Consider the following 21,578-nt stretch of genomic DNA (forward strand, 5'->3'; position numbering starts at 1 on the left):
AGCTGATCTCAGGCCTTGCAAAAAAACACAATTTCCTCAAGCCGAATGCGGATTTTGAAAAGCATGCAGATCGGCTCCCTTTCCCCCTCTCCCCCTTGGGGGAGAGGGCTGGGGTGAGGGGGAAACGATCTCCCTGACACCCCACCCACTAACGAATTCGAGGATTCAAAAAATGTCCACAATGATACGTCCGGCCCTGAGCCTGCTGGTGCTGATGACCCTGGTTACCGGCGTTGCCTATCCGCTGGTGGTCACCGGTGTCGCGCAGGTCGCGTTCCCCGAGCAGGCCAATGGCAGCCTTGTCCACGATGCTCAAGGCAAAGTGCGCGGCTCTGCCCTGATCGCTCAGGATTTTGTCGGCGATGCGTGGTTCCACCCACGTCCTTCGGCCGGTGCCTTTGCTACGGTCTCCAGCAGCGCGAGCAACCTGGCACCGAGCAACCCGGCACTGGCCACGCGGGTGATCGATGACGCCAACAAGTTGCAGGTTCCCGGTCAAGGCCCGGTGCCGCTGGCACTGTTGACCACCTCCGGCAGCGGCCTCGATCCGCACTTGCCACCGGCCGCGATTGCCTATCAACTGGCGCGTGTTGCGGCGGCGCGCAATATGCCGGTGTCGACCTTGCAGCAGTTGCTGGATGCGCATATCGAACAGCCGCTGGTGGGACCACCGGTGGTCAATGTGCTGGCGCTGAACATGGCGCTGGAAAAGCTCTAACCGATGATCAATGACAGAGAACTTCAAGCATGAGTGACTCCGGCCGCGCCGATGCGCTGTTAGCTGACCTGCCCCGCGACGGTCGTGGCCGGCTCAAGGTATTCCTCGGCGCCGCGCCGGGCGTGGGCAAGACCTACGCCATGCTGCAAGCGGCCCACAGCCAGTTGCGCCAAGGCGTGAAAGTCATCGCCGGAGTGGTCGAAACCCATGGCCGCGCCGAGACCGAAGCGCTGCTCGGCGGTCTGCCGCAGCAACCGCTGGTGCGCTCGGAATACCGTGGCGTGACCCTCGAAGAAATGGACCTCGACGGCCTGCTCGCCGCCAAACCAAAACTCGTGCTGGTCGACGAGCTGGCTCACAGCAACGCCCCCGGCAGTCGCCACGCCAAACGCTGGCAAGACATTCAGGAACTGCTGTCCGCCGGCATCGACGTGTTCACCACGGTCAACGTTCAGCATCTGGAAAGTCTCAACGATCAGGTGCGCGGCATCACTGGCGTACAGGTACGCGAAACCCTGCCGGACTGGGTACTGCAGGAAGCCTTCGAGCTGCTGCTGATCGACCTGCCGCCGCGCGAATTGCTCGAGCGTCTGCGCGAAGGCAAGGTCTATGTGCCGGAGCAGGCGCGTGCAGCCATCGATGCCTTTTTCACTCAGACCAACCTCACCGCATTGCGCGAACTGGCGATGCAAACCGCTGCGGCGCAAGTCGATAACGATCTGGCGCAAGGTTATCGTCAACTCGGTCAGGCGGCGCCAGCGGTGCGCGGTCGCTTGCTGGTCGGGGTCGATGGCGATGCGCATGCCGAGCGCCTGGTTCGGCATGCCAGTCGCGTCGCTCAGCGTCGACATCTGCCGTGGAGTCTGGTGCACGTCGACAACGGAACCGTACGCGACGAGCAATCGCGCCTGCGCTTGCAGAGCGCTCAACAACTGGCCGAACGCCTCGGCGGTGAAGTGGTTTTACTGCGCGCCGGTGAGGTGGCAAAAACCCTGATCCAGCACGCTGCCGAACGCCGCGCGAGTCTGGTACTGGTCGGCCAGTCGCGCCCGAGTTTGCGTCGGCGCTTGTTCGGCGGAGGTTTGGCTGCGCGACTGTTGCGACAGGCGCATGGCCTGGAAATCAACGTCCTCGACAGTGATCACGAGCAGCATCAACCGCGTGCGCGATCCGCGCCGACGCTGGTGTGGTTCGACTACGCGCTGGCGCTGCTGGCGACAGTGTTGGCCACTGCGCTGGCGTGGGCGGTATCGAGTGTGTTGCCGCTGCCGAACATCTCGCTGGTGTTCCTCGCCGCCGTGCTTTTGGTGGCGGTGCGCAGCAGTCTGGGGCCGGCGCTGGCGTGTGCCGCGTTGTCGTTTCTGACCTACGATTTTCTGTTCATTCCGCCGAATTTCTCCTTCAGCATTCAGCGCGAAGAAGACGTGCTGACCTTGCTGTTTTTCCTGCTGATGGCGGCGCTCACCGGCAACCTCGCGGCGCGTCAGCGGCGGCAGTTGCAGGCGTTGCGCGACACCCAGGAAGAGACCACCGAGTTGCTTGATCTGTCGCGCAAACTCACCGCCGCCACTGACCGCCAGGCTGTGGTCAGCGCCGCCGCGCAGCACCTCAACGGCTGGAGCGATCTGCAGCTGTGCCTGCTCAATCGCGACGGGCAGGGCGGCTGGAAAGTCGAAACCGGTGGGCCGCTGCAATTCAGCGAATCGGAACGCGCCGCCGCTGACTGGGCCTGGCAACACGATCAACCGGCGGGCATGGGCACCGGCACGCTGCCGCTTGGTCGCTGGTGGTGGTGGCCGCTGTCGGTCGAGGACGGGCCGCTGGCGCTGCTTGGCGTTTGCGCCAAAGAAGGCCAGACGCTCAGCGGTCAGCGTCGCCGTCTGCTTACCGCGCTGAGTCAGCCGCTGGCGCAAGCCCTGGCGCGGGCGCAACTGGCGGATGATCTGGAAGCCGCACGTCTGCACGGCGAAACCGAGCAATTGCGCAGTGCATTGCTCGCGTCCGTTTCCCACGATTTGCGCACGCCGTTGACTTCGATGCGCGGCAGCATCGACAGCCTGCTCGCACTGGGTGAAGCAATCCCGCTGGAAGATCGCCGCGAACTCCTCGAAGGCACTCGCGACGAAGCCGAGCGCCTCGACCGCTACATTCAAAACCTGCTGGACATGACCCGACTTGGCCACGGAGCGCTGAAACTGGCGCGCGATTGGGTGTCGCCGGCAGACATCGTCGGCAGTGCACTCAATCGTCTGCGCGCGGTGTTGGCGTCGTTGCAGGTCAGCACCGATGTGCCGGCCGAGTTGCCGCTGCTGTTTGTCCACGCCGCCCTGATCGAGCAGGCGCTGGTCAATGTGCTGGAAAACGCCGCACGTTTCTCGCCGCTCAATGGCCGTCTGCAACTGCGCGCAGGAGCCGATGACAGCGAAGTGTTTTTCTCGGTCAGCGACGAAGGTCCGGGCATTCCCGCCGATGAACGCGCGAAGATTTTCGATATGTTCTACACCGCTGCGCGCGGTGATCGTGGCGGGCAGGGCACCGGTCTCGGGTTGGCAATCTGTCAGGGCATGGTCGGCGCGCATGGCGGCCGGATCAGCGTCGATGACGGCATCGACGGCCACGGCACCTGCATCACCTTGCACCTGCCGCTGCCGACACAACCGGGAATGGACGATGAAGCCTGATCGCGCCTGCGCTACTCTCTTGCCAATCTTTTGCATTGATGTGAATTCATGAGCCAGACCGCGACCATTTTGGTCATCGATGACGAACCGCAGATTCGCAAATTTCTGCGCATCAGCCTCGTGTCCCAAGGCTACAAAGTGCTCGAAGCCGGCACCGGTACCGAAGGCCTGGCACAAGCTGCGCTGAACAAACCGGATTTGCTGGTGCTCGACCTCGGCTTGCCGGACATGGACGGCCAGCAAGTGTTGCGCGAGTTTCGCGAATGGGCCACGGCGCCAGTGCTGGTGCTGTCGGTGCGCGCCAGCGAAGGGCAGAAAGTCCAGGCACTGGATGGCGGCGCCAATGACTACGTGACCAAGCCGTTCGGCATTCAAGAATTTCTCGCCCGAGTGCGCGCGTTGTTGCGCCAGGCACCGGCCGGCGAGGCGCAGCAAGCGGCGCTGAATTTTGGCCCGTTGACGGTGGATCTGGCGTATAGGCGGGTGCTGCTCGATGGCGTCGAAGTGGCCCTGACGCGCAAGGAATATGCGGTACTGGCGCAACTGGCGCGGCATCCGGGACGGGTGATTACCCAGCAGCAACTGCTCAAGGATATCTGGGGGCCGACGCACACCGAAGACAGCCATTACCTGCGCATCGTGGTCGGGCATTTGCGCCAGAAACTCGCCGACGACCCGACCCGGCCGCGGTTTATCGTGACCGAGGCGGGGGTTGGTTATCGCTTGATGAGTGAGAACCACCTGTAGTTATGGGTTGACCAGACTGACGCCATCGCTGGCAAGCCAGCTCCCACAGGTATCTCGGGTGTGAATGAAATTTGTGTAACACACCGATCACTGTGGGAGCTGGCTTGCCAGCGATGAGGCCCTTCCAGGCGATAGAGAACTTCAGGGCTCTCCCACAGGTATCTCGGGTGTGAATGAAATTTGTGTACCACACCGATCCCTGTGGGAGCTGGCTTGCCAGCGATGAGGCCCTTACAGGCGATAAAGAACTTCAGGGCTCTCTGCTCTGCTCACTCTCGTACCGATCCATCGTATCGCGGGCAATCTCGCGTCCCAGCGCGATCAACTCCGGCGCTTTGTAGAACTCGAAAAACCGGCACACGCGCTTCGGCACGTTGATCAGTATGTCCGGCGGATACCCGGCAATCTTGTACTGCGCCAGCGAGGTTTGCATCACCTCGAAACTCTGGTTGATCAAGTCCAGCAACGATGCCGGCCCGACGTTATCGATGATGAACGAACCGGTTGCGGATTTTGGTGCGCCTTCACGTTCAGGTGCGGCGGCGGGTTGCTGACTTTCCGGCTCCGCGCCTTCGACCCACGGATTGACCTCGGCTGATTGCGCGCGCAGAGCTTCCCGTTCCAGCTCCAGCAATTTCTCGGCCTGAGTGCGGCGAAACGGCATCTTCGAACCCAGCGAACTGATCAGGTTGTCGAAGCGGCTGCGAAACGCCGGCGGACGTTGAATGACCGGCAATTTGTAATGACGCTGGTTGGTCGAGTTCAGATTCACCGCAATGATCAAATCGCAATGGCTCGACACCACCGGCACAATAGGCAACGGATTGAGAATACCGCCGTCCACCAGCATTCGATTGCCTTGCATCACCGGAGTGAACAGGCTGGGAATCGCCGCCGAGGCGCGCATCGCTTGATGCAGACAGCCTTCCTGGAACCAGATTTCCTGCTGATTGGTCAGGTCGGCGGCGACTGCTGTGTAGGGGATGCGCAGTTCTTCGATGTTGATCTCGCCGACGATCTTGCGGATCTGCCCGAAGACTTTTTCGCCACGAATCGCACCGAGGCGAAAGCTCACATCGACCAGGCGCAATACGTCGAGGTAGTCGAGGCTTTCGATCCAGTTTTTGTATTCGTCGAGTTTCCCGGCAGCATAGATACCGCCAACTACCGCGCCCATTGAACAGCCGGCGATACAGGCGATTTCGTAACCACGACTTTCGATTTCTTCAATGACGCCGATATGGGCATAGCCCCGGGCGCCACCCGAACCCAGAACCAGTGCAACACGCTTTTTCATCAAACTTCCTCCGACAAGCTTGCACAATGCACCCATCGAGGGCGGGGCTTCAATCGCCGAGGTCGCTCGGGGCAGGGGCGGCGTCGTTTTTTCGATACTTCATGACCCGCTGGCGCTATCTTTGCGCTGCGGCGGATTAGCGGGGCACAAGGCACTTTTTGCGCGCCAGACCGTCTTACCTGCACGACTGTTGACCTATCTTTGAGGTGTGAGTGATGAAAGCCTGGATCTGTGTGCCGTTGATGGCTTTGGCCTTGGCCGGTTGCGCCGGTAAAACCGCGTACCGCGACAGCTGCGGCAGCCAACTGGATACCGCGTGGCATGAGCTGGACCTGGCCAAGGCCGAAGGTTTCGCCGGCACCGTCAGCTACTCCAAAGCCCTGTCGTTGCTGACGGCGGCCAAGACTCAGCAGCAATTCGAAGGTTTCGAAGGTTGTGCGAGCAAGGCCGAGAAGGCGCGGTTCTACATTCGCGAATCGCGCGCCGGACGCTAAGCTGCTGACATGGCGCAAGTGCCGAAGGCTTGCGCCAGCGCATATTCGTGCCGAGTCATTGGATCGAGGAGCAAGTGATGTCTGCGTTGGTTGACCGGTTGGTGGCTCAGGTGCTGAGCATTGAAGTGCGGCTGCTGGCCTGTCAGGCACGTCTGACGGCGCGCACCGATCCCGAAGCGCTGCACGATTTGCGTACCACGGTGCGGCGCTTGCGCAGCCTGCTGCGGCCATTGCGTGGCTTGCCGGGTGTCGAACAGCTGGAAACGGCGGCCGCCAGCGTCGGCCAACTGACTACGCCGTGGCGCGACCGCGAAGTGTTGGCGGCCTATCTGCTGGAGCATGATCAACCCGAGGCTGCACGTCGGCGCATGGCGCAAATGGCCGAGGCGTATCCGGCGTTGGCGGCGAGCGGCGAAGTGGCTGCGCTGCTGATGATCCTCGACGCGTTTCCGCGTTTTCTGCGCGCGGCCCAGCGTCAGGGGCTGCTGAATGGTCTGGGTAAACGCATCGAAAAACGTCTGAGCAAACAATGGAAGAATCTCGACGTGGCGCTGCACGACCCGGCGCACGACCGCCATCGTCTGCGGCTGCTGATCAAGCGTGTGCGTTATGGCATCGAGGCCTATCCCGAACTTGATCGTCTGCCTGAGCCGGCGCTGGAGCGGTTGAAGTCGGCACAGGCTGCATTGGGCGACTGGCACGATTGCTGGCAATGGCTGGCCAAAGCTGAACTGGAAAGCGATCTGCAACCCTGCGTTGCGACTTGGCAGGCGACCATGATCAAGGCCGAAGCCAAGGCAGACCGAGTCCTCGAAAAACTCAGCTCGACCTGCTTCAAATAATCTTCAAATCAAATGCGGCGCGCGGCCTATCTGTCAGTCTCTTTGACCGGAATAGACGCTGCGCCGCTCTGCCATGCTGGTTAAGATCCCTGCATTCCCTTTCCAGTGTCCGAGGTTTCCATGCGCTTTAGCGATCTGCTCGATGCCGTCCGCGTTAAACCGGAGGTCACTATCCCGGCTGAATGGGGTCAGGGCCGCGCCAGTTTCGGCGGGTTGGTTGCCGCGCTGCAATACGAGGCCATGCGTGCCAAGGTGCCAGCGGAGCGGCCGGTGCGCTCGCTGGCGATCACCTTTGTCGGCCCGGTCGAACCGGAAGTGCCGGTGAGCTTCGAAGTCGAAATCCTGCGTGAAGGCAAAGCCGTCATCCAGGTACTTGGTCGAGCCATGCAGAACGGTCAGGTGGTGACGATGGTGCAAGGCAGCTTCGGCGCCTCGCGCACGTCCGAGGTGGCTGTAGATGCGCAACCTGCGCCCGAAATGAAGCACTTTGATGAATGTCAGGAACTGCCCTACATCAAAGGCGTGACGCCGGAATTCATGCGTCACTTGGCGATGCGCTGGAGCGTCGGCGGCATGCCGTTCACCGGCACCAAGTCGCGACAAATGGGCGGCTGGGTGCGCTTGCGTGGGGATGTCAAAGAAGAGCCGGTCAGCGAAGCGCACCTGCTGGCTCTGGTCGATGCCTGGCCTCCGGCATTGTTGCCGTATCTGAAGAAGCCGGCGCCGGGCAGTACGCTGACCTGGACCATCGAATTCGTTCAGCCGCTACGCGATTTGAGCACGCTGGACTGGTGCAAGTATCTGGCGGAAATCGAGTACGCGGCCGACGGTTACGGCCACGTCGCCGCCAAGCTGTGGAGCGAGCAGGGTGAGCTGATCGCCATGAGTCGGCAGACCGTGACCATTTTCGCCTGACTCACTGCCAGCACTGGCGCTCACGCCCGGTACGAATCTTCGCGGTTGCCGTGGCGATGCAGCGCCAGTGCGGCAACGATGCCGATCACGCCGATGGCGACGCTTGCCAGACTTGTGCTGAACACGCCGGAAACAATCAGCAGAAATGCGACGATGAACAGTGGCACGGCGATCAGGTGCAGGCCCAGATTGGTCGGGTGCTGATGATTGCCCAGGTCCGTGCGCCATTGCCACGCGGGAAGGTTGGGATGACGTTTGCCCATGATGCTGCTCCTCAATCCAGGTTCGATTCCATGGTTGAAGAATAGGCCCGGGCGGGAAGGGCGGCGAATCGAGGTTGGCTATGGAAGCGATAGGCCAAATCTGATGTCGCTGCGGCTGACGCCATCGCGGGCAAGCCCGCTCCCACAGGATTTCAGGTGCTCACAAAATCCTTGTTCACTGCAAATCCCTGTGGGAGCGGCGGTTCGACGATTCGACTTGCTGGCGATGAGGCCCTCAGAGTTTCAACTGGCCTATAGCCTTGCTCAACTCCCCGGCCAACGTCGCCAGTTCATTACTGGTAGTCGCCGAATCCACCGTCTGCTGCACGGTGTTCTCGGTCACATCACGAATGCTCACCACCGCGCGATTCATCTCCTCGGCAACCTGGCTCTGCTGCTCGGCCGCGACGGCAATCTGCGTGTTGCTCTCGCGCATCTGCGCCACCGCTCCGGTGATCTCCGCCAATGCCTCGCCAGCCTCCTGCGCCTGTTGCACACAGTCATCGGCCTTGTACGAACTCTCCTGCATGAAATCCACCGCATCGCGCGTCCCGGCCTGCAACGCCGAGACCATAGTGGTGATTTCATCGGTTGAAGCCTGCACACGCTTGGCGAGGTTGCGCACCTCATCGGCAACCACTGCAAAACCGCGTCCCATCTCACCGGCGCGAGCGGCTTCGATGGCGGCATTCAGCGCGAGCAGATTGGTCTGCTCGGCAATGCTGTGAATCACGCTGACTACGCCGTTGATTTTCTGACTGTCCTCGGCCAGCCGTTGAATCATCTCGGCCGTCTGCTGCACGCCGCTGGACAGGCTGGCAATCGAAGTCTGCACGCGACTCACGACTTGCTGGCCGCTGCCGGCCAGACCATTGGCGGTCTGCGACAGGTCGCGGGTGGCGCCGGCATGTTGGGCGATGTGGTAAACGGTGGCGGTCATCTCGTTGATCGCAGTCGCTGCTTGATCGGTTTCGCTCTGCTGGCCAAGCATGCCGTGACGTACCTCGTTCATGCTCGCCGCCAGTCGCGCAGCGCCGACATCCAGTTGCCGCGCGGTGTTGGCCACCGTGGTGACCACCCGCTGATAACCGGCCTGCATCGCGTTGAAGGCATTGGCCATCTGCCCGACTTCATCCGTGCAGGCCAACGGCACGCGCGCGGCGAGGTCGCCGGTTTTCTCGACGTGCAGCATCACGTCTTTCAAGGTGTTGAGTTGGCTGAGCAGGAAGCGAATCAGCAGTTGCGAAGCGCCGAGCATCGCCAGCATCAGGATCAACACCGCGACCGCGTAATTGGTGAAGCGCTCGCCGAACACCTGGCTCAGGCTCGGGCCGTAGGCAATCACTGCGACCTGCTGACCATCGGCACGGCCGAATACTTCGGCGCCGATCAGCAGGTTGTCACCGAACAGCGGCAGGTGATTGATCTCGATCCAGCCCGTGCTGTCGCTGATTTCCAGCAACGGTTGATCGTTGAGACGCGGTGCTTCGCCGCGTTTGAAAGTCAGTACCTGATCCGCTTTGGGCAACGCCTGATCGACCGGCCAGGCCTTTAACAATTGCGCCTGAGCTTGCGCAGAAACCTGCGAAGCATGGCTGCGTGCCTGCTGTTCGAGTTGCACGGCGTACAACACCAGCAGCAGCGTGGTGACGAAGGCGACCGCGTTGACCGCCCAGAATTTGTATTTCAGCGAGATGTTGCTAAGCCAGGCACCCATGGAAGGTCTTCTCTGATAGCGGAAACAGCATTGGCAAGGTGCCAGCATTGTGCCGCTATGCAGAGGTTCGAATCTTGATATGCATCAATGGCGCGTATCAGGGGAGATTCGGCAGCCCAAAAAACGCCCGGGCACACGCGGTGCTATGCGTCGCCAGATCTACCTCGGTTTCACCGCGATGCAACGCCACCTCGCGCAGCACTTCGGTCAGATACGCCGGCTCGTTGCGCCCGTTCTTCGGTTTGGGCCGCAACGTGCGCGGCAGCAAGTACGGCGCATCGCTTTCCAGCATCAGCCGTCCGCGTTTGATCTCTTTCACCAGTGGATGCAGATGCGTACCGCGCCGCTCGTCACAGATCCAGCCAGTGATGCCGATGTGCAAATCCATATCCAGATAACTGAACAGCGCCTTCTGCTCGCCAGTGAAGCAATGCACCACGGCGGCGGGCAATTGATCACGATAGTCGCGCAGGATTTCCAGCAAACGCTGGCTGGCATCACGCTCATGCAAGAACACCGGCAATTGCAGTTCGACCGCCAGCGCCAGATGTTCTTCGAGGACTTTTTCCTGCTGCGGACGCGGCGAGAAATCGCGGTTGAAATCCAGACCGCATTCGCCGACCGCAACCACGTTCGTTTCCTTCAGCAGACTGCGCAAACGGCGTGCGCTGTCAGCATTCCAGTCACTGGCCGAATGCGGATGAATGCCGGCGGTAGCGAACAGTCGCTGGCCAGTTTCATCCAATTTTTGGCACAGCTCGAAGGCCTGCTCGCTGCCCTCGACACTGGTGCCGGTGAGCACCAGTTGGCAGACCCCGGCGGCATAGGCGCGCTCGAGGACTGCCTGGTGTTTGTCGGCGAAACTCGGGTTGGTCAGGTTGACGCCGATATCGATGAGTTGCATGGTGCTACCTCGGGCCGAAGGCCGGAAAGCATATCAGAGCTGTCGGATTATAAAAAAATCCAAGAACTACAAAGACTTATGGCTGTCTGTTGAGGCCGCGTGACAGGTTGGGGTGACAGCGATGCCATCACTGTGCCAGTCTGCCGCGCTTTGCCAGCGCTCAGGCGCTCTGTTTTCGTCGGTGTTTTTGCCGCTTTCAACGGTAATTTCGCCCCGTATTCTTTCCGGAGAGTGGATGGTTCGTCCCTCGGTTTTGCTCCTGTTGTGTGGTTCGTTGCTGCTGCCGATGACGGCGGTCGCGCGCCTGCCCGGGCCGCTGCAAGCCGTGCCGGCCAGCAAGGTGCGCGACCTGGCAGAAATTCGCAGCAGTCGCGTGCTCAAAGTGCTGGTCAACCAGAGCCGCAACAGCTCTGGCGAAGTCCAGGGCCAGTCGATCGGCGTCGAATACCATCGCCTGCGCGCCTTCGAGCAATACCTCAACGGCCATGCCCGCGACGGCCAGGAAGTCACCCTCAAGATCATTCCCAAAGCCAAGGATCAACTGCTAGGCGCGTTACGGCGTGGCGAGGGGGATCTGGTGGCGCCGGGAGAATTGATTGATCTGCAACCGGGCCTCGCCGTCGCCAGCAGCGAGCCGATTGCCAGCAACGTGCCGCTGGTGTTGGTCGGAATCAAAGGTGAACGGCGCTACAACAAGGTGGAACAACTCGCCGGTAAAACCGTGGCACTGCCGACCGGCAGCGTAGCGGGGGAGGCGGTCAACCAGATCAACCAGAAACTCGCGTTGCACAAACTCGCGCCGATCAAGATCGAATGGGTCGATCCGACGCTGGCGGTCGAGGACGTGCTGGAAATGGTCCAGGGCGGGATTTTCCACCTGACCATCGTCGAGCAACCGATAGCCGAGCGCTGGGGCAAGATCCTGCCCAAGCTGCGCGTCGACCGGCAAGTGATGATCAGCGAGCTGGGCGAGGAATACTGGTTTGTGCGCCGTGATGCATCGATGCTGCGCGCGAGCATCGACCGCTTTCTGACCGGCTACAAAAAACCGTCCAATGAAGATGCAGCATTCCTGCGCATCTACCGCCGTCTCTATCAAGTCCACTATCCGTTGGCCAAGGCTGATCGCCAGCGTCTGGAAAAACTCCGTCCGACCCTGCAAAAGCACGCCGATGCGCAGAACATGGACTGGCTCAACCTGGCGGCGCTGGCCTTCAAGGAGTCGAGGCTGCAACCCAACGCGCGCAGCGGCAGCGGCCCGACCGGACTGATGCAGATCACGCCGTCTGCGGCGCAGCGGGTCGGCGTCAACAATATCCAGAATCTCGATGCGAATGTGCAGGCTGGGGCCAAGTATCTGGCGATGATCCGCCGCAAGTTCTTCAACAGCCCCAAGCTCAACGAGCGCGAACGCATGGCCTTCACCCTGGCGGCGTACAACATCGGCCCCGAGCGTGTGCAAGGCATGCGTGCCGAAGCGCGGCGCCGCGGCTTGAATCCCAATCAGTGGTTCTTCCAGGTCGAGCGCGTGGCCATGGAGCAGGTGGGAATGGGCCCGGTCAGCTATGTTAATAGCGTGAACAAGTATTACTTGGCGTTTGATCGGGAGCGGGAGTCGCTGGAGCCCCGTGCGCAAAAAGTAGCTTCACGCAAATGATCTAATAAATCGATTGTTATGGCGGAATATTTGCGCTTTTAACATGAAATTAACTGATTAATATAGCGGCCAACCAACAAGCACTTCTCACAACAAGGAAACGCAACATGAGCTCTCTGATCAACAAGGTACTGTTCACCCGCGCCGGTTACGGCCTGACCATTCTGCGTATTGCCGTCGGCGTGATCTTCGCCGCTCACGGTGCGCAGAAACTCTTCGGTCTGTTTGGTGGCTACGGCCTTGCTGGCACAGCGCAGTACATGGAAAGCCTCGGCCTGACCCCTGGCTACCTGATGGCCACACTGGCTGGCGGCACCGAATTCTTCGCCGGTCTGGCGCTGATCATCGGCCTGCTGGTTCGTCCGGCAGCACTCGGCCTGACCTTCCTGTCGCTGGTAGCGATCTTCACCGTGCACATCAGCAACGGTCTGTTCATGGCCAACAATGGTTATGAGTTCGCGCTGGCGCTGCTTGGTGGCAGCCTGGCAGTCATGATCGAAGGTGCAGGCAAGTTGTCGGTGGACCGCGCCATCGCCGGTTGACCGCTCTGGCTCAAGCCAAAGGCCCGCATTGTGCGGGCCTTTTTTGTTGCCGCTGATTCTTGACACTGGCCAGTCACGTTCTCTAGGATGCCGCTCATGCGCCGATTTAAACAGCTACTTGCGGGGCGCCAGGTGACTACACTTCAGTTGCCGTCAGAAGCCGGAACACTGGCTTCGAAATACCGCTAAAGCGCTGGTTCGGTGTTGCCTCTCACCTGCCATGCAGACTTTTGAGGCAGAGACACGACACGATGAATGCACTACGCCCTCCAGCACGTCCAGCGCCGATCACGGCACACGCCACTCAGCGCAATCCGAAAATCCTGCTTGGCGGTAAACACCAGCCGACCCTGTTGCGTTATCTCGATGGCTGGCCACGTCGCAGCGGCGGTCCTGCCGCGTTCCTGATCCAGTTTGTCGAAGACGGCGAGTCGCTGGCGCGGTTTGCCACAGACAGTTTTGATCTGGCGGTAATTCAGTCGCCGAGCACCGAAGATGCTCCGGAAATGATCAGGCAGCTGACGCGCGTCGCCCGCCAAGGCTTGATTACCCGGCGCTAAATGTCAGGGATACTCGATTGCGACGATGTAGACGAACTGCTCGCCAGTTGGCGTCTCGACCCGAACTTCGGCGTCGAGCGCCTTGCCGATCAAGGCGCGGGCCAGCGGTGAGTCGATGCTGATCAAGCCGAGTTTCAGATCCAGCTCATCCGGGCCGACAATGCGGTAGCGCGACTGCTTGGCGTCTTCATCTTCGATGGTCACCCATGCGCCGAAATACACCTTGTTCGGATCGCTGGGTTTTTCGCTGACCACCTTCAACGCTTCCAGACGTTTAGTCAGAAAGCGCACGCGACTGTCGATCTCGCGCAGCATTTTTTTGCCGTAGGTGTACTCGGCGTTTTCCGAGCGATCCCCCTGAGCCGCTGCTTCACTGACCGATTGCGTCACTTGCGGGCGGCGCACATGCCACAGCTCATGGAATTCGGCACGCATCCGCGCTTCACCTTCAGGGGTGATCAGCGCGGTGCCGGCGGTGCGGGGAGGGCGATAACGGCTCATGGCGATTTCTTGTGATAGAGACGGCGGGAGTCTATCAACCCTCGCGCAACACTGTCAGTGGACTTGCATTCAGTGCCCGGCGCGTGCCGAACACTCCGGCGCCACCGATCAGCGCCGCACCGATCAACGGCAGCACCAACAGCCACGGATGTGGATGCCACGGCAGGTCGAAGGCGTAGCGATACAACACCAGACTCACCACTTCCGAACCGATAGCCGCGAGCAATCCGCTGACCGCGCCCAGCAGTCCGAACTCGATCCGTCGCGCCTTGACCAGCAACTTGCGCTCGGCACCCAGTGCACGCAACAGCGCGCCTTGGCGAATGCGTTCATCCAGCGTTGCCTGCAACCCGGAGAACAGCACCGCCATGCCCGCCGCCAGTACAAACAACAACACATATTCCACCGCCAGCGTGACCTGGGCGAGGATGCTGCGCAGCTGTTCGAGCAAGGCTTCGACCTGCAGGATGGTCACGGCCGGGAACGCGCGCGACAGTTCGACGATCTGCTGATCGTGACCGGGTGCCAGATAAAAACTGGTCAGGTACGTCGCCGGCAGATCCTTCAATGTGCCGGGCTGGAAGATCATGAAGAAGTTCGGCTGGAAGTTATCCCAGTTGATCTCCCTCAGGCTGGTGACCCTGGCTTCGCGATTGACCCCGCCGACGGTGAACACCATGTGGTCGCCAAGTTTGAGCTTGAGGCTTTCGGCAACCTTGCCTTCGACCGATACGCCGGGAACAGCGTCCGGCGCTTGCTCGGTCCACCAGGAACCGGCGGTGAGCTTGTTGCCATTCGGCAAATCGGCGGCCCAGGTCAGGCTCAGGTCACGTTGAATCGCGCGGTCGCCAGCCGAATCCTTGCTGACCAGTTGCTGCACCGGTTCGCCATTGATGCTGATCAGGCGTCCCGGCACCACCGGATACAGCGGCGCCGCTTGCGCCGAAACTTTGATCAGATGATCAGTGAACGGCTGTTTGTCTGCCGGCAGGATATTCAGGGCGAAGTAGTTCGGCGCATTTTTTGGCAACTGGTTCTGCCAGGTGTCGAGCAGTTCGCCGCGCAGTAACGCGATCAGCGCCATGGACAGCAGGATCAGCCCGAATGCCAGCGCCTGACCCGCCGCTGCCAGTGGATGGCGCAGCAATTGCCCCAGACCCAGACGCCAAGGCAATGGCGCGCGAGCCAGAAGGCGGCGCAGGCTGTTGAGCAGCAACAGCAGCAGGCCGCCCAAAACCACAGCGGCAACCACGCCACCGCCGAGCAGGGCGAAAGTCAGCAACAGATCCAGGCTCAAGCGCCACATGATCAGGCCCAGCGCGCCGAGTGCCGCGCCGTAGACCATCCAGGTGCTCGAAGGAATCGGCAGCATGTCTCGACGTAATACCCGCAGTGGCGGCACGCGCCCCAGTGCCGCTAACGGTGGCAAGGCGAAACCGGCCAGCGCCACCAGCCCCGTGCCGATCCCGGCTACCGCGGGCAGCAAACCTCCAGGAGGCACCGCAGTCGGCAGCAGGTCATGCAGCAGCGCGAATAAACCCAACTGGGCCAGCCAGCCGAGTACAGCGCCGCTCACGCTGGCGAACAATCCCAGCACCGTCAGTTGCAGACTGAAGAGCACCATCGTCTCGCGTCGCGACAAACCGAGGCAGCGCAAGAGGGCGCTTGCATCGAAGCGACGGCTGGCGAACCGGTTCGCCGACAGTGCCACTGCGACACCGGCCAACAGCACCGCGACCAGACTCGCCATATTCAGATAACGCTCAGCCTTGCCCAATGCGCCGCCAATCTGTTGGTTGCCATCACGGGCATCCTGAATTCGCTGATTCGCCGCCAGTCCCGGTTTGATCAATTGACGATAGGTCTCCAGCGCCTGCGGTTCACCTCGCCACAGCTCACGGAAGCTCACCCGGCTGCCGGGCTGCACCACGCCAGTGGCGGCAAGGTCATCGAGGTTGATCAGCACCCGCGGGGTCAGGCTGTAGAAATTGCCGGCGCGATCCGGTTCGTAAGTCAGCACCCGCGTCAGTTTCAGCGTCTTTGAGCCGACGTCGATGCTGTCGCCGATCTTCAGATCCAGTGCGACCAGCAGACGCGATTCCACCCAGGCTTCTCCGGGTTGCGGTTCCCCGCCAGATTCTTCGGCAGCGAATGGCGCCGGGGCGCTCTTCAGTTCTCCGCGCAGAGGATAGGCGCGGTCGACTGCTTTGATGCTCGACAGTTGAATGCCGTTGTCAGTGGCGACCACGCTGGAAAACTCGACGATCCGCGCATGATCAAGACGCAGCTCGGTGCCGCTTTTTATCTGTTCCTCGCGGGCCGGTGAGCTGCCTTCGAGCACCAGATCGGCGCCGAGAAATTCGGTGGCGCGCAAGGTCATCGCGCCGTTGAGGCGAGCACCGAAGTAACCGATGGCGGTACTCGCCGCCACAGCCACCAACAGGGCAAAAAACAACACGCGCAATTCGCCGGCGCGGGCATCGCGCATCAGTTGGCGCAGGGCGAGACTGAACAGACGCAACAGCGGCAGACGTGCCATCAAGGCTCCAGAGGGGCGACCAACAGGCCGGCTTCAAGACGGATCAGGCGCCGGCAGCGATGTGCAAGGCGTTCGTCGTGGGTCACCAGTACCAGGGTGGTGCCGCGTTCCTTGTTCAATTCGAACAGCAGGTCGCTGATGCGCTCGCCGGTGTGGCTATCGAGGTTGCCGGTGGGTTCGTCGGCGAACAGCACATCCGGCTCGGCGGCAAACGCCCGGGCAATCGCCACGCGCTGCTGTTCACCGCCGGAGAGCTGGCGCGGCGAGTGCGTCAGGCGTTGGCCGAGGCCGACACGCTCGAGCAACTGGGTGGCGCGTTGGCGCGCGTCTTTGCGGCCGTCGAGTTCCAGCGGCAGCATGACGTTTTCGAGTGCGTTGAGACTGTCGAGCAATTGGAAGGACTGAAAAACGAAACCGACGTGCTCGGCGCGAATGCGTGCGCGCTGATCTTCGTCGAGACCGCTCAGGCCCTGGCCAGCGAGGGTGACTTCGCCGCTGCTCGGCAGATCGAGGCCGGCGAGCAACCCGAGCAGGGTGGATTTGCCGGAACCGGACGCGCCAACGATGGCCAGGCTGTCGCCCTTGTTCAGTTCCAGGCTGAGTTCGTGCAGGATGGTCAGTTCACCTTCCGCGCTGGGAACCACTTTGCTAAGGTTCTTCGCGGTGAGAATACTTGCGCCCATGGAGAATCCGATGCGTGTGTGGTTTTTGAGTGCTGGCCTGGCCTTGATGTGCATGGCCCAGAACGCAGCGGCGGGTACTGTCCTGATCGTTGGCGATAGTATCAGCGCCGGTTTCGGACTGGATACCCGCTTGGGGTGGGTATCGCTGCTTGAGCAACGGCTCAAGGCCGAAGGTTTCGACGACAAAGTGGTCAATGCGTCCATCAGCGGCGACACCAGTGCCGGAGGCCAGGCGCGCCTGCCCGCGCTGCTTGCAGAGCATAAACCCGAGTTGGTAATCCTCGAATTGGGCGGCAACGATGGCCTGCGCGGAATGCCGCCAGCGCAATTGCAACAAAATCTTGCCTCGATGATCGACAGCTCGCGCAAGCAAGGCGCCAAGGTGTTATTGCTCGGCATGCAACTGCCGCCCAATTACGGCAAGCGTTACACCGATGCTTTTGCGCAGGTCTATGGCCAGCTCGCCGAGGATAAAAAGATCCCGCTGGTGCCGTTTTTCCTCGACGGCGTCGGCGGCCATCCGGACTTGATGCAGGCCGATGGTCTGCACCCGGCGGTCGGGGCGCAGGGCAAGTTGCTGGAAAATGTCTGGCCGACGCTAAAACCGCTGCTTTGAGGCTTTTCTAGCGGCAGGCTTTCGGCTAATGTGGCGCCCCCCTGATCGGAGGCCCCGATGTCGCGTTCTGCCTGGTCCCTTTTTGCCTATCAACTGATCGAGCCTGACGAGCAGCTGGATCTGTTCGCCTGCCAGGAAGTGCGGGTGCATCTGGTAACCCGTCAGCTGGAGCTCGGCGGCTCGGCCGATCGCACTCTGTGCGGCAGTCTGCTGCCGGCGCAACCGCGTTTGTCGAGCGTGGATCGCCGGGTGTTTCAGGATCAGCGCCTGTGTTCGCTGTGCCGGGCTATTCTCGAATCGCAGAAGCGCGGGACTTCGCCGATCTGGCCTGAGTTGCGTTTCGAGCTGTAGTTGGGGTGACGAGGGCCGCTGCGCTCCCCAACGGGGGCAAGCCCCCTCGCCACAGGTCTTGTGGCTCCCCGAATATCCGAAGTGCGGTGTACAATCGCGCTCTTATACCCTTGTTGATCATGCGAAGGATGTTCCGGATGTTGCCGCGCTTGCCTGCCGTCACCCGCTGCCTGTCTCTTGCCGCCCTGTGTGTGGCCGGTCCCGTTGCTGCATTGGAGTTGCCCCTGCCACCGCCCGGTGAAGACATCATCGGCCAGGTGCAGGTGATCAAGGCCAAGTACGAAGATACCTTCGCGGACCTTGGCACCACCTACGATCTGGGCTATTCGGAAATGGTCGCGGCCAACCCGGGCGTCGATGCCTGGTTGCCGGGCGCCGGTACCGAGATCGTGCTGCCGACGCGTTTCATTTTGCCGCCCGGCCCGCGTGAAGGCATCGTGATCAACCTTGCCGAATACCGCCTCTACTATTTCCCGAAAGGCCGGAACGTGGTTTACACCTTCCCGCTGGGTATCGGTCGCGAGGGCTGGGGCTCGCCAATCGCCCACACCACCATCACCGCAAAAACGCCGAATCCGACCTGGACTCCGCCAGCCTCGATCAAGGCTGAACACGCCGCCGACGGCGATCCGCTGCCGAACGTTGTGCCGGCCGGTCCGGATAACCCGCTGGGTCCGTTCAAGTTCACCCTGGGCACGCCGGGCTACCTGATCCACGGCTCGAACAAGAAGTTCGGCATCGGCATGCGCACCAGCCACGGTTGCTTCCGCATGTTCAACAACAATGTGCTGGAAATGGCCGGCATGGTTCCGGTGGGCACCTCGGTACGGATCATCAACGATGCGTACAAGTTTGGTCGCAGTGGCGGCAAGGTCTATCTGGAAGCGCACACGCCAATCGACGACAAGGGCAACCCGTCGGTGGTCGACAAGCACACCGCGGTGATCAACGCGATGCTCAAGCGTGAAGACATCACCAACAACCTGCGCATGGACTGGAATGTGGTCCGTGACGTGGTAGCGGCCGAAGATGGTCTGCCAACTGAAATTGGCACGCCAGGCACGGCGGCACCGATGGTTTCCAGCGCACCGCTCGATCTGCAGCAGTAAGCGCAGACAAAAAACCCGCCGATGCGTGATGCGTCGGCGGGTTTTTTATTGCATGAAGAAAATTTCAGGCAAAAAAAAGCCGACCCAAAAATGGGTCGGCTTGATAACAATCCCGAAGGACTATTACTTGCGGCTAGCTTTGTCCAGCATGCGCAGAGCACGCTCGTTAGCTTCGTCAGCAGTCTGTTGTGCTTTTTGAGCAGCAGCCAGAGCTTCATCAGCTTTACGGTAAGCTTCGTCTGCACGAGCCTGGGAGCGAGCAGCTGCGTCTTCAGTAGCGGTCAGACGTGCTTCAGTTTCTTTCGATGCGCTGCTGCAACCGGTAGCCAGAACTGCGGCCAATGCCAGAGCAGAGAATTTCAGAACGTTGTTCATCGTGTTCCCCTTCAAGGACTTTCAATTAAGTGGCTGTCTCCTCCGATTGAGGAAATAGCCGGCGTACATACTACCCATTACTTGTAGTAAGTAAACTGACGTATGGCAAGAAGCAAAAAAATTGTAGGCGTTGATTCTTTTTCGAGCAACTTTTAACTGCATTGTTTAAAAAATAAACAGCTGCAAGCCCCGAGCTGAGCGAGTCAAGGCAAAAAAGTTCCCGCTGTCGCAGACTGCTTTACCCAGTCTTGGCTAAAGTCTGTCTACATGGATTCGTCCATACTTTTGTTGTGAAATTGCGGGCTGCCTCGCACATCTTTGTCCATGTTGAGGTGACTTTAAAACAGGTCGCACGTCTTAAGTCTCAACATCCGGCAATGTTCAGGCTTTGGCTTCGGGAGGATATTTCCCCCCGGCCGCCCCTGCGTCCACCGGAGCAGCCCGTCGCGGGCGAGCACGATGACGAGTGCACCTTGAGCAATTATGCCAATGGTGCCTACTATTTATAACGTGCTCGGGTTCGCGAGATCGGTGTGGCTCTTCTCGGTGACCAGCAGGCACGGGGTGGCGTAGATGTTCCTTCGCCGGGAAAACATCGGTAAGGTAGGGGTCGAATCCAAGACCCGCGAGGAGTAGTGATGAGCGAGGCGTTGTCCATCCACCATGACCAGGCTGGTCATCAGTTCGAGACCAATGTGGACGGTCATCGTGCCTATCTGACCTATATGGATCTGGGGAAACAGACCCTGGATATCTATCGCACCTTCGTGCCTAACGCCCTGCGTGGCCGAGGCATTGCAGCGGCCCTGACCGAACAGGCGCTGCAATATGCCGACGAAATGGGCTACACCGTTATTCCGTCGTGCTCCTACGTCGAGCGCTACATGGAGCGTCACCAGCGCCGCGCTGCCAAGATCTGACGCAGACAAAACGAACACACAAAAACGCCGGGCAATGCCCGGCGTTTTTTTATACGTGCGAAACGCCGATCAGCTGCGCTGACGCTTCGGCAGTACATCCTTGAGCTTGGCGTGCATGCTGCGCAAGGTGTTTTCGGTGGCGGACCAGTCGATGCAGGCATCGGTGATCGACACGCCGTACTGCAAATCGGCGAGGTCTTTCGGGATCGCCTGGCAGCCCCAGTTCAGGTGACTCTCGACCATCAGACCGATGATCGACTGGTTGCCTTCGAGGATCTGGTTGGCGACGTTCTCCATCACCAGCGGTTGCAGCGCCGGGTCCTTGTTGGAGTTGGCGTGGCTGCAATCGACCATGATGTTCGGCTTGATCTTCGCCTTGTTTAGTGCTTGCTCGCACAGGGCGACGCTGACCGAATCGTAGTTCGGCTTGCCGTTGCCGCCGCGCAGCACCACGTGACCGTAGGCATTGCCCTTGGTGGTGACGATCGACACGCCACCTTCCTGGTTGATGCCGAGGAAACGGTGCGGGCTGGAGACCGACTGCAAGGCGTTGATCGCCACGGTCAGGCCGCCGTCAGTGCCGTTCTTGAAGCCGACTGCCGAGGACAGGCCGGAAGCCATTTCGCGGTGAGTCTGGGATTCGGTGGTACGCGCGCCGATGGCCGACCAACTGATCAGATCCTGCAAGTATTGCGGGGAGATCGGGTCGAGCGCTTCGGTGGCGGTCGGCAGGCCTTTCTCGGCCAGATCCAGCAACAACTGGCGACCGATGTGCAGACCGTCCTGAATCTTGAACGAGTCATCCAGGTACGGATCGTTGATCAGACCTTTCCAGCCGACGGTGGTACGCGGCTTCTCGAAGTACACGCGCATCACCAGATACAAGGTGTCGGAGACTTCCGCCGCCAGCACTTTGAGGCGCTCGGCGTATTCGTGGGCAGCCTTGATGTCGTGGATCGAGCATGGGCCAATCACCACGAACAGACGGTGGTCGGTGCCATCGAGAATGTTGCGGATGACTTCGCGGCCCTTGGTCACGGTGCGCAAGGCAGCGTCGCTCAGAGGGATATCGCGCTTGAGCTGATCGGGAGTGATCAGCGTCTCGTTGGAAGCGACGTTTAGGTCGTTGATCGGTAAATCAGCCATC

At 60.7% G+C, this 21,578-nt stretch carries 21 protein-coding genes and 1 pseudogene; 13 read left to right on the top strand and 9 right to left on the bottom strand.

The window, feature by feature from the left end:
- Positions 1 to 172: 172 nt before the first annotated feature.
- The 3 genes from kdpC to ACP7EE_RS07110 are packed head-to-tail and all read left to right on the top strand — an operon-like array spanning position 173 to position 4,146.
- A complete protein-coding gene (gene kdpC, locus ACP7EE_RS07100) occupies positions 173 to 718 on the top strand; it encodes a potassium-transporting ATPase subunit KdpC (protein ID WP_426203151.1) in 546 nt (181 codons plus the stop codon).
- Between the two features lie 29 nt (positions 719 to 747).
- Positions 748 to 3,399: a DUF4118 domain-containing protein gene (locus ACP7EE_RS07105; RefSeq protein WP_426234033.1), complete on the top strand. Its 2,652-nt coding sequence runs from the start codon at positions 748 to 750 to the stop codon at positions 3,397 to 3,399.
- Positions 3,400 to 3,447: 48 nt separating this feature from the next.
- Entirely contained in the window at positions 3,448 to 4,146 is a 699-nt protein-coding gene (locus ACP7EE_RS07110) for a response regulator (RefSeq protein ID WP_426234034.1), read from the top strand.
- 250 nt (positions 4,147 to 4,396) lie between these two features.
- Here the strand turns inward: ACP7EE_RS07110 and ACP7EE_RS07115 are convergent, their stop codons facing one another.
- On the bottom strand, positions 4,397 to 5,443 hold the full coding sequence (locus ACP7EE_RS07115) for a patatin-like phospholipase family protein (RefSeq protein WP_420646628.1): 1,047 nt from the start codon (positions 5,441 to 5,443) through the stop codon (positions 4,397 to 4,399).
- Positions 5,444 to 5,658: 215 nt separating this feature from the next.
- Between ACP7EE_RS07115 and ACP7EE_RS07120 the strand changes: the two genes are divergently transcribed.
- The 3 genes from ACP7EE_RS07120 to ACP7EE_RS07130 all read left to right on the top strand — a co-directional run bounded on the left by ACP7EE_RS07120 (position 5,659) and on the right by ACP7EE_RS07130 (position 7,694).
- Entirely contained in the window at positions 5,659 to 5,937 is a 279-nt protein-coding gene (locus ACP7EE_RS07120; protein WP_401269573.1) for a hypothetical protein, read from the top strand.
- A gap of 77 nt (positions 5,938 to 6,014) precedes the next feature.
- Positions 6,015 to 6,779 (top strand): CHAD domain-containing protein, encoded by a 765-nt coding sequence (locus tag ACP7EE_RS07125; RefSeq protein WP_426234035.1) that lies wholly within the window; start codon positions 6,015 to 6,017, stop codon positions 6,777 to 6,779.
- A gap of 120 nt (positions 6,780 to 6,899) precedes the next feature.
- A complete protein-coding gene (locus ACP7EE_RS07130) occupies positions 6,900 to 7,694 on the top strand; it encodes an acyl-CoA thioesterase (RefSeq protein ID WP_426234036.1) in 795 nt (264 codons plus the stop codon).
- Positions 7,695 to 7,738: 44 nt separating this feature from the next.
- Here the strand turns inward: ACP7EE_RS07130 and ACP7EE_RS07135 are convergent.
- The 3 genes and pseudogenes from ACP7EE_RS07135 to ACP7EE_RS07145 form a co-directional block, all read right to left on the bottom strand.
- Positions 7,739 to 7,957 (bottom strand): annotated as a pseudogene (locus tag ACP7EE_RS07135) (terminase); the annotation flags it as partial.
- 235 nt (positions 7,958 to 8,192) lie between these two features.
- Entirely contained in the window at positions 8,193 to 9,674 is a 1,482-nt protein-coding gene (locus tag ACP7EE_RS07140) for a methyl-accepting chemotaxis protein (protein ID WP_426234037.1), read from the bottom strand.
- Positions 9,675 to 9,771: 97 nt separating this feature from the next.
- Complete coding sequence (locus tag ACP7EE_RS07145) at positions 9,772 to 10,578, bottom strand: TatD family hydrolase (protein ID WP_426234038.1); 807 nt, start codon at positions 10,576 to 10,578, stop codon at positions 9,772 to 9,774.
- 235 nt (positions 10,579 to 10,813) lie between these two features.
- Between ACP7EE_RS07145 and ACP7EE_RS07150 the strand changes: the two genes are divergently transcribed.
- The 3 genes from ACP7EE_RS07150 to ACP7EE_RS07160 all read left to right on the top strand — a co-directional run bounded on the left by ACP7EE_RS07150 (position 10,814) and on the right by ACP7EE_RS07160 (position 13,337).
- Positions 10,814 to 12,235, top strand: coding sequence for a transglycosylase SLT domain-containing protein (locus ACP7EE_RS07150; RefSeq protein ID WP_426234039.1), 1,422 nt, complete (start codon positions 10,814 to 10,816; stop codon positions 12,233 to 12,235).
- Between the two features lie 107 nt (positions 12,236 to 12,342).
- Entirely contained in the window at positions 12,343 to 12,777 is a 435-nt protein-coding gene (locus ACP7EE_RS07155) for a DoxX family protein (RefSeq protein ID WP_420646634.1), read from the top strand.
- Between the two features lie 251 nt (positions 12,778 to 13,028).
- Positions 13,029 to 13,337 carry a class I SAM-dependent methyltransferase gene (locus tag ACP7EE_RS07160; protein WP_420646635.1) on the top strand — a complete coding sequence of 103 codons (309 nt, stop codon included), beginning with the start codon at positions 13,029 to 13,031 and terminating at the stop codon, positions 13,335 to 13,337.
- Between the two features lie 3 nt (positions 13,338 to 13,340).
- Here ACP7EE_RS07160 and greB read toward each other — a convergent pair whose 3' ends face one another.
- From greB to ACP7EE_RS07175, 3 genes are read right to left on the bottom strand one after another with little or no spacing between them, the layout of a single operon-like run.
- Positions 13,341 to 13,838, bottom strand: coding sequence for a transcription elongation factor GreB (greB, locus tag ACP7EE_RS07165; RefSeq protein WP_426234040.1), 498 nt, complete (start codon positions 13,836 to 13,838; stop codon positions 13,341 to 13,343).
- 34 nt (positions 13,839 to 13,872) lie between these two features.
- Positions 13,873 to 16,377 (bottom strand): ABC transporter permease, encoded by a 2,505-nt coding sequence (locus ACP7EE_RS07170; protein WP_426234041.1) that lies wholly within the window; start codon positions 16,375 to 16,377, stop codon positions 13,873 to 13,875.
- On the bottom strand, positions 16,377 to 17,060 hold the full coding sequence (locus tag ACP7EE_RS07175) for an ABC transporter ATP-binding protein (protein ID WP_420646638.1): 684 nt from the start codon (positions 17,058 to 17,060) through the stop codon (positions 16,377 to 16,379). Before ACP7EE_RS07175 ends, ACP7EE_RS07170 begins: the two co-directional genes overlap by 1 nt.
- Before the next feature lie 10 nt (positions 17,061 to 17,070).
- Between ACP7EE_RS07175 and ACP7EE_RS07180 the strand changes: the two genes are divergently transcribed.
- The 3 genes from ACP7EE_RS07180 (at position 17,071) to ACP7EE_RS07190 (ending at position 19,136) form a co-directional block, all read left to right on the top strand.
- Positions 17,071 to 17,676 carry an arylesterase gene (locus ACP7EE_RS07180; protein ID WP_426234042.1) on the top strand — a complete coding sequence of 202 codons (606 nt, stop codon included), beginning with the start codon at positions 17,071 to 17,073 and terminating at the stop codon, positions 17,674 to 17,676.
- A gap of 57 nt (positions 17,677 to 17,733) precedes the next feature.
- The gene (locus ACP7EE_RS07185) at positions 17,734 to 18,027 is read left to right on the top strand and encodes a hypothetical protein (protein ID WP_420646640.1); all 294 of its coding nucleotides are present in this window, start codon (positions 17,734 to 17,736) and stop codon (positions 18,025 to 18,027) included.
- A 137-nt stretch (positions 18,028 to 18,164) separates the two neighbouring features.
- Positions 18,165 to 19,136, top strand: a complete 972-nt coding sequence (locus tag ACP7EE_RS07190) for a L,D-transpeptidase family protein (protein WP_420646641.1) — start codon at positions 18,165 to 18,167, stop codon at positions 19,134 to 19,136.
- 123 nt (positions 19,137 to 19,259) lie between these two features.
- Here the strand turns inward: ACP7EE_RS07190 and oprI are convergent, their stop codons facing one another.
- Positions 19,260 to 19,511: an outer membrane lipoprotei OprI gene (gene oprI, locus ACP7EE_RS07195; protein WP_003199355.1), complete on the bottom strand. Its 252-nt coding sequence runs from the start codon at positions 19,509 to 19,511 to the stop codon at positions 19,260 to 19,262.
- Between the two features lie 638 nt (positions 19,512 to 20,149).
- On the opposite strand from oprI, the gene ACP7EE_RS07200 reads away from it, so the two are divergent.
- The gene (locus tag ACP7EE_RS07200; protein WP_420646642.1) at positions 20,150 to 20,431 is read left to right on the top strand and encodes a GNAT family N-acetyltransferase; all 282 of its coding nucleotides are present in this window, start codon (positions 20,150 to 20,152) and stop codon (positions 20,429 to 20,431) included.
- A 69-nt stretch (positions 20,432 to 20,500) separates the two neighbouring features.
- Here ACP7EE_RS07200 and ACP7EE_RS07205 read toward each other — a convergent pair whose 3' ends face one another.
- The gene (locus tag ACP7EE_RS07205) at positions 20,501 to 21,577 is read right to left on the bottom strand and encodes a 3-deoxy-7-phosphoheptulonate synthase (RefSeq protein ID WP_042560279.1); all 1,077 of its coding nucleotides are present in this window, start codon (positions 21,575 to 21,577) and stop codon (positions 20,501 to 20,503) included.
- Position 21,578: the final 1 nt, after the last annotated feature.

It is taken from the genome of Pseudomonas sp. TWP3-2 (genome assembly GCF_049897765.1).
Classification (GTDB): Bacteria; Pseudomonadota; Gammaproteobacteria; order Pseudomonadales; family Pseudomonadaceae; genus Aquipseudomonas.

Excerpts from the sequence above, each read along its gene's own strand:
- kdpC (WP_426203151.1), top strand. The coding sequence starts at position 173 with ATGTCCACAATGATACGTCCGGCCCTGAGCCTGCTGGTGCTGATGACC.
- ACP7EE_RS07105 (WP_426234033.1), top strand. The coding sequence starts at position 748 with ATGAGTGACTCCGGCCGCGCCGATGCGCTGTTAGCTGACCTGCCCCGC.
- ACP7EE_RS07110 (WP_426234034.1), top strand. The coding sequence starts at position 3,448 with ATGAGCCAGACCGCGACCATTTTGGTCATCGATGACGAACCGCAGATT.
- ACP7EE_RS07115 (WP_420646628.1), bottom strand. The coding sequence starts at position 5,443 with ATGAAAAAGCGTGTTGCACTGGTTCTGGGTTCGGGTGGCGCCCGGGGC.
- ACP7EE_RS07120 (WP_401269573.1), top strand. The coding sequence starts at position 5,659 with ATGAAAGCCTGGATCTGTGTGCCGTTGATGGCTTTGGCCTTGGCCGGT.
- ACP7EE_RS07125 (WP_426234035.1), top strand. The coding sequence starts at position 6,015 with ATGTCTGCGTTGGTTGACCGGTTGGTGGCTCAGGTGCTGAGCATTGAA.
- ACP7EE_RS07130 (WP_426234036.1), top strand. The coding sequence starts at position 6,900 with ATGCGCTTTAGCGATCTGCTCGATGCCGTCCGCGTTAAACCGGAGGTC.
- ACP7EE_RS07140 (WP_426234037.1), bottom strand. The coding sequence starts at position 9,674 with ATGGGTGCCTGGCTTAGCAACATCTCGCTGAAATACAAATTCTGGGCG.
- ACP7EE_RS07145 (WP_426234038.1), bottom strand. The coding sequence starts at position 10,578 with ATGCAACTCATCGATATCGGCGTCAACCTGACCAACCCGAGTTTCGCC.
- ACP7EE_RS07150 (WP_426234039.1), top strand. The coding sequence starts at position 10,814 with ATGGTTCGTCCCTCGGTTTTGCTCCTGTTGTGTGGTTCGTTGCTGCTG.
- ACP7EE_RS07155 (WP_420646634.1), top strand. The coding sequence starts at position 12,343 with ATGAGCTCTCTGATCAACAAGGTACTGTTCACCCGCGCCGGTTACGGC.
- ACP7EE_RS07160 (WP_420646635.1), top strand. The coding sequence starts at position 13,029 with ATGAATGCACTACGCCCTCCAGCACGTCCAGCGCCGATCACGGCACAC.
- greB (WP_426234040.1), bottom strand. The coding sequence starts at position 13,838 with ATGAGCCGTTATCGCCCTCCCCGCACCGCCGGCACCGCGCTGATCACC.
- ACP7EE_RS07170 (WP_426234041.1), bottom strand. The coding sequence starts at position 16,377 with ATGGCACGTCTGCCGCTGTTGCGTCTGTTCAGTCTCGCCCTGCGCCAA.
- ACP7EE_RS07175 (WP_420646638.1), bottom strand. The coding sequence starts at position 17,060 with ATGGGCGCAAGTATTCTCACCGCGAAGAACCTTAGCAAAGTGGTTCCC.
- ACP7EE_RS07180 (WP_426234042.1), top strand. The coding sequence starts at position 17,071 with ATGCGTGTGTGGTTTTTGAGTGCTGGCCTGGCCTTGATGTGCATGGCC.
- ACP7EE_RS07185 (WP_420646640.1), top strand. The coding sequence starts at position 17,734 with ATGTCGCGTTCTGCCTGGTCCCTTTTTGCCTATCAACTGATCGAGCCT.
- ACP7EE_RS07190 (WP_420646641.1), top strand. The coding sequence starts at position 18,165 with ATGTTGCCGCGCTTGCCTGCCGTCACCCGCTGCCTGTCTCTTGCCGCC.
- oprI (WP_003199355.1), bottom strand. The coding sequence starts at position 19,511 with ATGAACAACGTTCTGAAATTCTCTGCTCTGGCATTGGCCGCAGTTCTG.
- ACP7EE_RS07200 (WP_420646642.1), top strand. The coding sequence starts at position 20,150 with ATGAGCGAGGCGTTGTCCATCCACCATGACCAGGCTGGTCATCAGTTC.
- ACP7EE_RS07205 (WP_042560279.1), bottom strand. The coding sequence starts at position 21,577 with ATGGCTGATTTACCGATCAACGACCTAAACGTCGCTTCCAACGAGACG.